11 protein-coding genes are annotated in these 12,406 nt (G+C 46.9%); 4 read left to right on the top strand and 7 right to left on the bottom strand.

Features of this window, described 5'->3' with window-relative positions:
- Nucleotides 1-179: 179 nt before the first annotated feature.
- Nucleotides 180-944: a TatD family hydrolase gene (locus KHO06_RS00590; protein ID WP_212581931.1), complete on the top strand. Its 765-nt coding sequence runs from the start codon at nucleotides 180-182 to the stop codon at nucleotides 942-944.
- 590 nt (nucleotides 945-1,534) lie between these two features.
- Here the strand turns inward: KHO06_RS00590 and tatC are convergent.
- The 7 genes from tatC to rmuC form a co-directional block, all read right to left on the bottom strand.
- Nucleotides 1,535-2,284 carry a twin-arginine translocase subunit TatC gene (tatC, locus tag KHO06_RS00585; RefSeq protein WP_005429982.1) on the bottom strand — a complete coding sequence of 250 codons (750 nt, stop codon included), beginning with the start codon at nucleotides 2,282-2,284 and terminating at the stop codon, nucleotides 1,535-1,537.
- A gap of 68 nt (nucleotides 2,285-2,352) precedes the next feature.
- Nucleotides 2,353-2,751 carry a Sec-independent protein translocase protein TatB gene (gene tatB, locus KHO06_RS00580; protein ID WP_005430029.1) on the bottom strand — a complete coding sequence of 133 codons (399 nt, stop codon included), beginning with the start codon at nucleotides 2,749-2,751 and terminating at the stop codon, nucleotides 2,353-2,355.
- 3 nt (nucleotides 2,752-2,754) lie between these two features.
- Nucleotides 2,755-3,003 carry a Sec-independent protein translocase subunit TatA gene (tatA, locus tag KHO06_RS00575; protein ID WP_005429959.1) on the bottom strand — a complete coding sequence of 83 codons (249 nt, stop codon included), beginning with the start codon at nucleotides 3,001-3,003 and terminating at the stop codon, nucleotides 2,755-2,757.
- Nucleotides 3,004-3,051: 48 nt separating this feature from the next.
- Nucleotides 3,052-4,686, bottom strand: coding sequence for a ubiquinone biosynthesis regulatory protein kinase UbiB (gene ubiB, locus KHO06_RS00570; RefSeq protein ID WP_038890193.1), 1,635 nt, complete (start codon nucleotides 4,684-4,686; stop codon nucleotides 3,052-3,054).
- The gene (locus KHO06_RS00565; RefSeq protein ID WP_212581930.1) at nucleotides 4,683-5,318 is read right to left on the bottom strand and encodes an SCP2 domain-containing protein; all 636 of its coding nucleotides are present in this window, start codon (nucleotides 5,316-5,318) and stop codon (nucleotides 4,683-4,685) included. The genes ubiB and KHO06_RS00565 overlap by 4 nt, the downstream gene beginning before the upstream one ends.
- An 11-nt stretch (nucleotides 5,319-5,329) precedes the next feature.
- Entirely contained in the window at nucleotides 5,330-6,109 is a 780-nt protein-coding gene (gene ubiE / locus KHO06_RS00560; RefSeq protein WP_005429980.1) for a bifunctional demethylmenaquinone methyltransferase/2-methoxy-6-polyprenyl-1,4-benzoquinol methylase UbiE, read from the bottom strand.
- A 78-nt stretch (nucleotides 6,110-6,187) separates the two neighbouring features.
- A complete protein-coding gene (rmuC, locus tag KHO06_RS00555) occupies nucleotides 6,188-7,720 on the bottom strand; it encodes a DNA recombination protein RmuC (RefSeq protein ID WP_005430064.1) in 1,533 nt (510 codons plus the stop codon).
- Nucleotides 7,721-7,889: 169 nt separating this feature from the next.
- Between rmuC and KHO06_RS00550 the strand changes: the two genes are divergently transcribed.
- From KHO06_RS00550 to KHO06_RS00540, 3 genes are all read left to right on the top strand, one after another.
- Nucleotides 7,890-8,798, top strand: a complete 909-nt coding sequence (locus tag KHO06_RS00550; RefSeq protein ID WP_212581929.1) for a DMT family transporter — start codon at nucleotides 7,890-7,892, stop codon at nucleotides 8,796-8,798.
- A gap of 195 nt (nucleotides 8,799-8,993) precedes the next feature.
- Nucleotides 8,994-11,441 carry a GGDEF and EAL domain-containing protein gene (locus tag KHO06_RS00545; protein WP_212581928.1) on the top strand — a complete coding sequence of 816 codons (2,448 nt, stop codon included), beginning with the start codon at nucleotides 8,994-8,996 and terminating at the stop codon, nucleotides 11,439-11,441.
- Between the two features lie 166 nt (nucleotides 11,442-11,607).
- Nucleotides 11,608-12,405 carry a substrate-binding domain-containing protein gene (locus KHO06_RS00540; RefSeq protein ID WP_212581927.1) on the top strand — a complete coding sequence of 266 codons (798 nt, stop codon included), beginning with the start codon at nucleotides 11,608-11,610 and terminating at the stop codon, nucleotides 12,403-12,405.
- The last annotated feature ends 1 nt before the right edge of the window (nucleotide 12,406 follow it).

The raw sequence follows: 12,406 nt of genomic DNA, 5'->3' as shown, positions 1-12,406 counted from the left end.
TCCTTGTCTGGAAGGTTACGATGATCAAATCATCTGGTGGCAAAATCATATCACTCTTGATGCACCTTGCGAGCAGCAATATGGAAAAACGGCATGAAAAAAACCGAAAATGACCCAGCACTCACACTCAAGTATACTTCTCACTAATTCCATGCACCGATAACCCATAGAGACCAACCATGATCGATACTCACGCTCATATTTACGCTAGCGAATTTGATAACGACCGCGACGAGGTGGTGAAGCGCGCTTTAGAACAAGGCATTGATAGAATTCTGCTGCCGAACATCGATCTTGAATCTATTGAGCCGATGCTAAAAACCGAGGCGGCTTATCCTGAGATTTGTCGTTCTATGATGGGTCTGCATCCATGCTACGTCGATGGTAATGTCGAGCAAACACTAGCAATCATTCGTGGCTGGTTTGAAAAGCACAACTTCATTGCAGTGGGTGAAATCGGTATCGATCTGTACTGGGATAAAACCTTCCGAGCAGAACAAGAGATGGCGTTTGTGACTCAGTTAAACTGGGCAAAAGAGATGGATTTACCTGTCGTTATCCACACTCGTGATTCGATTGAAGAAACGCTGACCTTACTTCGTCAAGAACAAGACGGCAGTTTGCGTGGTGTGTTCCACTGTTTTGGTGGCAGTGTAGAAGAAGCGCAAGCAATCAATGAGCTAGGCTTCCACTTAGGTCTGGGTGGTGTCTCTACGTTTAAAAATGGCGGTATGGATAAAGTTATACCGCATCTGGACATGAATTGGGTGATTCTAGAAACAGACTGTCCTTACCTTGCACCGGTACCACATCGTGGTAAACGCAACGAGCCGGTTTACACTTCTCTGGTGGCAGCGCGAGTAGCGGAATTACGCGGAGAGAGCGTTGAAGCAATTGATGCTATTACAACCAAAAACGCCGAGGCATTGTTTAACCTAAGCTAATACCCGCACTTATATAAGTTACAATCAAACAACTTCTTATATTTCATGGCATTATATTTGAAAGTATAAATAATGTGCTATTGAGATGTAACACTTGTCCTTCCTAAAATATTGCCCACACATTCAACACAGTGGGCAACCTATGAATACTTGCCAGCATGGTATTTACCTAAAACGTCAAAAGCGCACTCTACTGCAAAGACTGATAGGCATTAAAGAGATCTACATTTGCACTAAATGTGGATACATCCGCAAAATTACATAGTCTTGGTATGGATAATTTAGTGCTACAAACCAATCATTTCATAATCATACAATCTCATACTCAACTATATAGTTAGTCCTATTGAGTTATGCACATTGTTTTACATAAAATGCCCGCCGGCTTATAAAATAAAAAAGATAGGATTAGCAATGTGTAATCACGGAGTGTATTTACAACGTCAACAGCGCAGTTGGTTTCAAAAATTGATTGGAATTAAAGAAGTATATGTCTGTTCTCAATGCGGGCACATCAGACGAATCAGGTGATGATTGAAGTTAAACAAAAAAGCGGCTGTACGCCGCTTTTTCAATATTGAAGTTTGGAATTACTCTTCCACTTCTTCTTGTTCGTCGTCTTTACGTGTGTAGAAACGCGCGAAGAACAAGCCTACCTCAAACAGCAAACACATAGGAATTGCCAGTAGGGTCTGCGAGATCATGTCTGGCGGCGTCAATAGCATACCGACAATAAACGCACACACGATGATGTATGGACGCTTCTCTTTCAGATCTTGTGGTGTGGTTGCGCCAGTCCAACATAGCAAGATAATCGCTACAGGCACTTCAAACGCGATACCAAACGCCATAAACAGCGCCAGTACAAAGTCGAGGTAACTCGAGATGTCGGTTGCGAATTCCACCCCACCAAGAGAGATGGCGGTAAAGAAGCCAAACACCAGTGGGAATACCACGAAGTAAGCAAACGCCACACCGCAGTAGAACAACAGTGAGCTAGAAAACAGCAATGGCATGATCAATCGACGTTCATGCTTGTATAAGCCCGGTGCAACAAATGCCCACACTTGGTACAAGATAAACGGCACCGCAATAAACACCGAAGCAATCAAGGTTAGCTTCAAAGGCGTGAAAAACGGTGAAGCCACATCGGTTGCAATCATCGTGGCACCTTCAGGTAGACGCTCTACCAAAGGAGCTGAGACAAACTCATAGATGTGGTTAGAGAAATAAATTAGTCCAACAAACACCACCAATACTGCAGCAATGGCTTTAAGCAGTCGGTTGCGAAGTTCTAATAAATGACTAATTAAAGGTTGTGTCTGCTCGACGGTAGACATGGCAAACCTCTTTTTTAAAACCTGATCAAAAAGGAGCTACCAATCACTAGTAGCTCCTCCTAATGAGACTATTCGGCTTTCTTATCTGCCGCTGTAACCTTAATCTCTTCCGCTTTCTCAACGGTTTCAGTCGCAGGTGCCTCTTGTTTAGGCTCCGCTTCTGATTTGGTTGGCTCCGCGTAAGGGCGGTTTACAGATTGCGCCGCTTTCTTCAATTCTTCGACTGAAGATTTTAGCTCAGGAGACAGATCATCCATCCCCATTTGCTCAGCTTTGCGCAAGTTTTCTTGCAGTTCTTGAACTTTCAGCTCGTGTGACAACTCGTCTTTGACGCTGTTTGCCATACTCTTCGCTGCTCCGACAAAACGAGAGACACTGCGGATGGCATGTGGCAAACGCTCGGGACCAAGAACAACCAGACCAACAACAGATATTAATACCAGTTCCCAAAAACCGATATCAAACACGTTTTACGCCTGCTCTTTGTCTTTTTTCGATTCAGGAGCTGCTTCTTTCTTTTGCTGCTCTTCTAGACTTTTTGGCTCGAAGTCTGCGTCTTTGTCGTCTTTCTTCGCAGGCTCATCTTCGCTCATTGCTTTTTTGAAGCCCTTAACGGCACCACCCAGATCGCCACCGATACCGCGTAGTTTCTTAGTTCCGAATAGCAATACAACAATTACAGCAATGATTAGAAGTTGCCAAACACTGATACCACCCATTCTTTTTACCTCGGGTCTTTAAACAAAATTATTTCAAGAGTTTAACGTCTATCGACGATAAGCTCGCCAACTAAGCAGCCAAAATGTGACCCCTGCGATACCGCTAGCGATCGATAGCTGCTCATAAGCGTTATCCACCAATATTGCCGAGCATACGACTAAAGTGGCTCCAACGCCAAATAAAAACTTTCCTGTCGCCTGCTGACGCTTGCTGTGACGGTAACCTTGATAAAGCTGATCCATGCGTTGATTCATGGCTTTACCTTGTCTCAGGCTATCGTAAAGCAGCTCCGGCAGTTCCGGTAACTTTTCTGCCCAAAACGGCGCGCGGTCTTTAATGGCATTCACTAAAGCCTGCGGACCAACTTGGTTCATCATCCATTCTTCAAGGAAAGGCTTCGCGGTCTCCCACAAATCAAGTTGCGGGTACAACTGGCGGCCCAGACCTTCGACGTACAACAGCGTTTTTTGTAACAATACAAGCTGCGGCTGCACTTCCATATTGAATCGACGCGCTGTGTTGAATAGGTTCAACAATACGTGACCGAAAGAGATCTCACAAAGTGGCTTGGCAAAGATTGGCTCACACACAATGCGAATCGCAAATTCAAATTCATCGACATTGGTATCAGCAGGTACCCAGCCCGAATCAACGTGCAATTCCGCTACGCGGCGGTAGTCACGATTGAAGAAAGCGAGGAAGTTTTCCGCCAGATAGCGTTTGTCTTCACTATTAAGTGTACCAACGATCCCGCAATCCAGCCCAATCCACATCGGATTCTCTGGATGCTCCGGTTTAACGAACACGTTGCCCGGGTGCATGTCGGCATGGAAAAAGCTGTCTCGGAACACCTGAGTGAAAAACACACTCACGCCGCGTTCCGCGAGCAATTTCATATTGGTGCCATTCGCTTCCAAGCCTTCAATATCAGAGACTTGGATGCCATATATTCGCTCAGAAACCATGACAGTTTCATTACTAAAGTCAGGAAAAACTTCTGGTACATAAAGCTCTTCACTGCCTTCGAAGTTACGACGCAGTTGAATCGCGTTCGCCGCTTCACGACGCAAATCGAGTTCATCAAGTAAGGTTTTTTCGTACTCACGAACCACTTCGACGGGTTTCAAACGACGTGCTTCAGGCATCGCTCCGGCGACTATACGCGCCATTCGGTGCATCAGTTTTAGATCTGAATCAATGACCGGACGAATATCTGGACGGATGACCTTTAATACCACTTCTTGGTTAGTGTCTTTTAATCGCGCGGTATGCACCTGAGCAATCGACGCAGACGCTAACGGTTTGATATCAAATTCAGTAAACCAGTTTTCTAATGGACCGCCCAGAGCGAGTTCCATTTGTTCTTTCGCTAACTGCCCATCAAATGGCGCTACTTGGTCTTGCAAAAGCGCAAGAGGATCAGCGATATGCGGAGGGAAAAGGTCACGGCGAGTCGACATCATCTGACCGAACTTAATCCAAACCGGACCAAGTTCTTGCAGAGCGAGACGAAGGCGCTCACCCAGCGGTTTCTCTGGGTGCTTGTTCTTAATCCAGAATAGGCTTTTGCGCATCAAAAGCGGCGCTTTGGTCAGTTGATGATCAGGCAGCAACTCATCCAAGCCGTATTCCAGCTGAACTTTAATGATTTGGTATAAGCGTTTTATTTCTGCTGGCGTCATGAGTTCTCCAGCGCAGGCTTATCCGAATCGAATTTGTTTAGTAATGCGTTTAGGCGCGCTTCAACGCGAGAGGCTTGGCTGCGTACGTCGTCCACTTGGTCACAGAAGTGGGCAATTTCTAGCGGTACTGGCGCCAGTTTCCACTCTTCTGTTACTACTTGAGCAAGATGGCGTTGATGTTTTTCTGCTTGAGAAGCAAAGAAGCCGCCGACGTTTTTGGTGCCTTGCACAAAAGTATGCGCCACAACATCACCCGTCACGCGAGACAGCCACTCTTCGATATCGGGTTTGCAATCCACCATCAATTGAGAGAATTTCTGTGCCAATTGGATGTCACCTTCAAGTTCAAGTTTGTCTTGTTTGATAAGGCGAGTGATGTTGGCTTGATCGCGCAACTCAGGCAGTACGCTTAGATTCAGTGACAGATAACAATCTGGTTGACCTTCGTAGTTGCCCAAAACATCAATTTGCTGGCTGAAGATGAACGTCAGCGTCTTATTGATTTCTTTCAGATGAATTTGAATCACCTGACCTTTAAGACGTGATAAACGACGACCCAATTCAGGATCGTCTTTAATCAGCGTATTTAATGTCGTTTCAATAACGGCAGTGATAAGAGGTTCAAATGGCATACCGCTTATCCTTAGAATTTGTAGCCGCGGTGCAGCGCCACAATACCACCCGTTAGGTTGTAGTATTTGGTGTTTTCGAAGCCCGCTTCTTTCATCATGCCTTCCAGCGTGTCTTGGTCTGGGTGCATGCGGATAGATTCTGCTAGGTAACGGTAGCTGTCTGCGTCATTTGCCACTAGCTCACCCATTTTCGGCAATAGGTGGAAAGAGTACGCGTCGTACACTTTTGATAGCGGCTCTAGAATTGGTTTTGAGAACTCAAGCACCAACAGACGACCACCTGGCTTCAACACACGGAACATCGAGCGCAGTGCTTTGTCTTTATCAGTTACGTTACGTAGACAGAAGCTGATAGTGATCACGTCAAAGTAATCATCTGGGAACGGCAGTTCTTCTGCGTTCGCTTGCACGTAATGCACGTTACCTACAATGCCGTTGTCGCGCAGTTTGTCACGACCTACATTCAGCATTGAGTTGTTGATGTCCGCTAGGATCACGTGACCTTGGTCGCCAACAATGCGCGAGAATTTCGCCGTCAGGTCACCAGTACCACCACCTAGGTCAAGAACACGTTGACCTGGACGAGCGCCACTGCAATCAATAGTGAATCGCTTCCAAAGGCGGTGAACGCCGCCGGACATCAAGTCATTCATGATGTCGTATTTCGCTGCCACTGAGTGAAAAACTTCGGCAACTTTGGTCACTTTTTCGTCTTTTGCCACTGTGGTAAAACCAAAGTGGGTAGTGTCGTTATCTAACGCTGTATTTGATTGCACACTTGTGTCCGTCATTCTGATTCCTCTTGGGCAGCACTTTCTCACTTCGGGGCGGTTGCTGACAAATATATTCGCCCACTGTACTGCGGGCGATTAGTTTACTTTATCCTCAGCCGGATGTCTTTCTACTAAAGAAGCATTTTCCGAAAATGACTCCGTCTGCGCCAACTGAGCAAGGTCAGGAGAAATAGGACGTTTTACCTCAACACCAAGTTGCTTAAAGCTCTCCGCCTGACGGATCACGTTGCCACGCCCTGTCGCCAACTTATTCATCGCCCCTTGGTAAGTCTGGTTGGCTTTGTCTAATGCGCCGCCAAGCCCTTCCATATCGTCTACAAACAAGCGCAGTTTGTCATACAGCTTCGCAGCACGTTCAGCGATCAATTGGGCGTTTTCGTTTTGGCGTTCGTTACGCCACAAGTTATCTATCGTACGTAGCGCCACCAGCAAAGTGGTCGGGCTGACCAAAATAATGTTTTGTTCCATTGCATCTTTAACCAAGCTTGGGTCAGCTTGAATCGCAACTTGGAATGCCGGCTCTACCGGAATAAACATCAACACATAATCTAAGCTCTGTATGCCTTTTAACTGGTGGTAATCCTTAAGACTCAAGCCTTTGATGTGCGCGCGCAGCGCGGCTAAGTGATCGCTCAGCGCCTGCTCTCGTTGAATGTCGTTCTCTGCGTTGAAGTAGCGCTCGTACGCCACTAACGCCATTTTCGAATCAACCACCACTTGTTTGTTTTGCGGTAAGTGAACAATCACATCCGGTTGATAGCGTTTGCCGGCTTCGTTTTGCAAGCTCACCTGAGTTTGATACTCGTGCCCTTCACGTAAGCCAGATTCTGCCAAGACACGAGCCAGAACCACTTCACCCCAGTTGCCTTGCTGTTTGTTGTCACCTTTCAGCGCTTGAGTCAGATTGACCGCTTCTCGGGTCATGTGTTCATTCAAGCGTTGTAGGTTTTTAAGCTCGTGCACCAAGGTGTGACGCTCTTTGGCTTCTTGGCTGAAGCTGTCGTTAACTTGTTTTTTGAACCCTTCTAACTGCTCTTTCAGTGGAGACAGCAAACCTTCCAAACTCTGGCGGTTTTGCATGTCGACTTTGGCGGTTTTCTCTTCAAACAACTGATTCGCTAAGTGCTCAAATTGCTGCTTCAAACGCGTTTCTGCTTGCTCAAGAATTTGCAGTTTTTCCGCATTGGCTTGGTTGATTTGTTCGTGGCGCGCTTGCTGTTCACGAAGCTGAGTTTCAAGGCGCGATTTGTGTTCACGCATCTGCCCTAGCTCATCAAAATACTGCTGACGCTCTTGCTTCACAGCTTCGAAATAGCGCAGTTTTTCCATCGCCGCCATCAATTTACCATGAGTTTGGCGCACCTCGAATGCCGCTTTATCGCGTTCATCATCGAGCTCATCCAATTCCTGCTGCGCATCGGAGAGGTTTTGCTTCACCTGTTCAAGTTGTTGTTGATGAAGCTGTTTTTCAGAGGAGAGCTGTTGTTCGAGCAATTGAGTTTGTGTGGCAAAGCGCTGTTTGACCCACCAACCCACTGCAACACCGCTGATGGTCGCGGTAAAAAGAGAAGACAAAATGAGAGATTGATGCTCAAGAATCCATTGCATAATAGCGAGTTAGCCTGTGTTTTTTATCTCTAATAATGGTATTTACATACTGGATAAATGTCCAGTTTGTTGGATGAAAAATCCTCGCATACACTAGGCGCTCCGTACAACATTCTCACACTAGCTCAAACCAACAGCAATGAGCGGTACATCATCACACAGAGGCATCATGAACGAGCGTCGCGCCCTAGGATTTGGGCTATCAGCGGTATTACTTTGGTCAACAGTAGCGACCGCATTTAAATTGACTTTGGCGGAATTCACACCGATTCAGATGCTGACCATGGCGAGTATTGTCTCGGCCATCGCACTCATCATGGTATGTGGTGTACAGGGGAAGTTGAATCAGCTCAGCTCAACATTCCTTTCCAACCCTTGGTACTACTTACTACTTGGGCTGATTAACCCGCTAGCGTACTACCTTATTCTGTTTAAAGCCTACGACTTACTGCCAGCCTCTCAAGCGCAGGCAATCAACTACAGCTGGGCGATCACACTCACCTTAATGGCAGCGGTTTTCTTAGGTCAGAAGATCCGCAGCAAAGACTGGATTGCTTGTGGTTTTAGTTACTTGGGCGTTATCGTGATTGCCACCAAAGGCAATGTGTTGGGAATGGAGTTCGAAAGCCCACTTGGTGTCGGACTAGCGCTACTTTCCACATTGCTTTGGGCAAGTTACTGGATTCTCAACACCAAAAACAAAGCCGACCCTGTGGTGGGCGTGCTATTGGGCTTTCTGGTGGCGATTCCCTTTGCGATTGGCTTAAGCATTTACGAAGGCGCAAATTGGAGCCAGATCACCGCGAAAGGTTGGGCGGCAGTGACCTATGTTGGTCTGTTTGAGATGGGCGTAACCTTCGTGTTATGGCTATCTGCACTGAAGTTAACCGAGAACACCGCACGCATCAGCAACCTGATTTTTGCTTCACCATTCATCTCGCTCATGCTGCTTGCGACCATCATTGGTGAAGAGATTCACCCATCCACTTTGATTGGCTTAGTGCTGATCATCAGTGGCTTGGTGATTCAACAAGTGAAGTTCGGCAAAAAGCAAAAACAGGCGAACACCGTTCAATGATGACGTCCGAAACCATTGCAAAAATGAGACGCGATTTATAAAAAAGAGAGCTAGCTAACAGTTTACTCGATTAATGAAGTGTTCCTTGCTTGGATTTGTTCGGGCTTTGGATACGATATAGCCAAAGCCCGATATGAACGTCTAATTAGATGTTAACAACATAAATCCAAGGGCGCTCAGGATGCTTTATTAACTATGTTTCGCTTCGCTATCTCCCCTGCATTGATGACAGACTGGAAACAGGCTCTGCAACAATGCTGTGATGCCACACAGGCGCACGGTCAGCTTTATACGTTCAGCTACACTCGCCAATGGCACTTGAGTGAGGTGGCGACGTCGCCGCAACATCATCGTGAAGTCGTCGCGATTCTCGATCCAGCCACTGAGCACTTTATCTATCCTCAGCTTGTTGTTGAACAAACACCCTTTCAAAACCAAACCTTGAGTTACTGCCCGGTATGGCTACCGAGCGGTGAGCTATTTGCTGCGCTCGCCTTGGTTCATCCAACCAAGCAAGATACTGTCATTTCTGGATGGTTAAGCGCATTGGCAGGACGCGTCGGCTTTGATGTTGCTCAGACTTATCATAAGGAGCAAAAGCGTCACGATGTTCAATTGCCAGAGTTACTGCCATCTCTACAAGAATTCATTGATTGCTTAGAAGATCACACGTGGATAAAGAGCACTGATGGTCGTTACGCGATGACCAACCGCAGCGTTGAGGACTCTTGGCAAATGACCGGCAGTGAAATCGTCGGCAAGAATGACTTCGAGTTGTTCAGCAGCCGTCGAGCGAAAAAGTTCATTGATACCGACCAGTTGGTGATCGCGACTGGCAGCCAAAACACGGTGGAAGAGTGCACTCTCATTGATGACAACAACAACCCAACCTGGTTGGAGACCATCAAATCGCCAATCCGCAATCAAACCGGAGAGCTGATTGGTATTTTGGGTATGACACGCAACGTCACTCGTCGAAAAATGGTGGAAACTCAGTTGTCATTGGCGTCAAAAATCTTCGATAACTCCCACGAAGGGATGGTGATCACCGACCGCAAAGCCAACATTCTTGATGTGAACAGCGCCTTCACCCACATCACCGGTTATACAGCAGAAGAAGTGATCGGTAAGAACCCAAATATCTTGCGTTCTGGGCATCACGACCGCGAGTTTTATCAACAGTTGTGGCGTCAGCTAGAAAGCAAAGGTCAGTGGAAAGGCGAGTTCATCAACCGCAAAAAAGATGGCAGCATTTACCCGCAGCTCGCCACCATCAGTGCGGTAATGGACGATAAGAACCATCTGATCAACTACATCTGTGTGTTCGAAGACATCTCGGTGCGTAAAGCGCACGAAGAAAAACTGCAACGCATGGCGTTTTACGATCCATTGACCAACCTTCCTAACCGTACCCATTTGATCAGCTTGCTAGAACAACACATTGAAAACGGTCAGAAGCATCAACACGCGTTTGCGACTCTGTTCCTCGATATCGACCACTTCAAGCATATCAACGACAGCATGGGGCACTTCTGTGGTGACCAACTGCTAACTAAACTCGCTGAACGTCTGCAAGATGTGCTGCACTTACGCGCTCATGTGGCACGTATCGGTGGCGATGAATTTGTCATTATCTTGCCTAATATCGAATCGGATTCGCAGCTGATCGACACTATTGAGGACATACTCTGCCTGTTCAACCGTCCTTTTGAAGTCAGTAAGAACGAGTCTCTGCGCATCTCCACCAGCGTGGGCGTGGCTCGTTATCCTCAAGACGGACAAGACAGCGAAACCTTGCTCAAGAATGCCGATACCGCCATGTACTTGGCGAAGAAAAACGGTCGTAACGGCTACGCATTCTACTCACCAGATTTGACCGATAAATCCGTATCTCACGTGCGTATGCAGTCTGCTCTGCATGAAGCGATTGAGAAAAACCAACTTCATTTAGCATACCAACCGCAATACAACTTAAGTGCCAACGAACTGGTTGGCGTAGAAGCCTTACTGCGTTGGCAGCATCCCGATCTTGGGATGATTTCTCCAGCGGACTTTATCCCGATTGCAGAGAAAACCGGCTTGATTCAAAGCATTGGTAAATGGGTCTTGGAGCAAGCTTGTTTGCAAGGTCGCACATGGCTGGATAACGGCATTGAATTTGGCAAGCTCGCGGTGAATGTATCGGCTCTTCAGCTACAACAATCAGACTTCATCAGCAAACTTGGCGCGATTCTCAAAGAGACTGAATTCCCGGCGCACTGTCTAGAGCTGGAAATCACCGAAAGCTTCCTACTGATCGATCCACAACAGGCCATCGCATCGCTGAATTTACTGCGCGAGATGGGCATTGAGATCTCTCTTGATGACTTTGGTACCGGTTACTCGTCACTCTCTTACCTCAAAGGTTTGCCAATCAACAAATTGAAGATCGACCGCTCTTTCGTAAGCGATGTTCCAAGCAATACCGACAGCAATGCGATCGTGAACGCCATCATCGCGATGGGACAAACCCTGTCATTGAAAGTAGTGGCCGAAGGCATCGAAACCGACGAGCAAGCCCAATACTTATTCGAGCGCGGCTGCATCTACGGACAAGGCTTCCGCTTTAGCGCCCCAGTTCGCGCCGAGAAGTTGTTTAAATAAAAAAAGACCGAGCACTGACTCGGTCTTTCACTTTCTCTACAAATGGTTACTTCCCAGAACAACGCGCCCATTTTTAGTTATACAAAAATTTTTTACTTACCCGCATCCAATCGACTGTTTCTCTCGTCTCTTATCCGCTTGTTTACATTAATGGTTAGGAGAAAACATGAAATATCACATAATCGCGGCAGGATTGACCGCTCTGCTCACCAGTACTTCAACACTGGCGTCACCACTGCTCGACCCGAGCATTATCCATAAACCAAACGATGGAGAAATCAATGTCTATGGCCCAGGAGGCCCCGACACCGCTCTCCGTCATGCCGCAGAAGCTTTCAGTAAAAAAAGTAAGGTGACGGTAAACGTGATCGCTGGACCTGAATCAAAGTGGACGAAAGATGCACAGAAAAATGCTGACTTAATCTTTGGATCCGCAGAACAATCCATGAGCGCTTTTGTTGAAACCTACCCCTTTATTACCGATCAAGATGTTGAGCCAGTGTACTTGCGCCGTGCAGTGATTGCGGTCCCAAAGGGGAACCCAAAAAATATCAACGGGATTAAAGACCTACTCGAAAAACCAGCGCGAATAGTCGTGACTGAAGGTCTAGGGGTTTACAACACTTCCGGTACAGGCGTTTGGGAAGATGTCGCAGGACGCACGGGTTCACTGGCTGACGTACAGAACTTTCGCAAAAAAATCATTGCTTACGCCAAAGGCAGCGGAGCAAGTTTCATAGCTTTTCAACAACAAAAGGCTGATGCGTGGATCACTTGGATTCACTGGCCGCTCAACCATGCCGATAAAGTCGACTATGTAGAAATTGAGCCAGAAAGACGCATCTACCGAGATCTCACACTAGCAAAGGCAAAAGGTGCAGATCCACAAACTCAAGCTTTCATTGATTTCGTTAACAGCAGTGAGGGAGAAACCTTTTTCACTCGCGAAGGTTGGACTCGTTAAT

The sequence above is a fragment of the Vibrio sp. B1FIG11 genome, from assembly GCF_905175335.1.
GTDB lineage: Bacteria > Pseudomonadota > Gammaproteobacteria > Enterobacterales > Vibrionaceae > Vibrio > Vibrio campbellii.
This window is presented reverse-complemented; position numbering and strand designations above follow the sequence as displayed.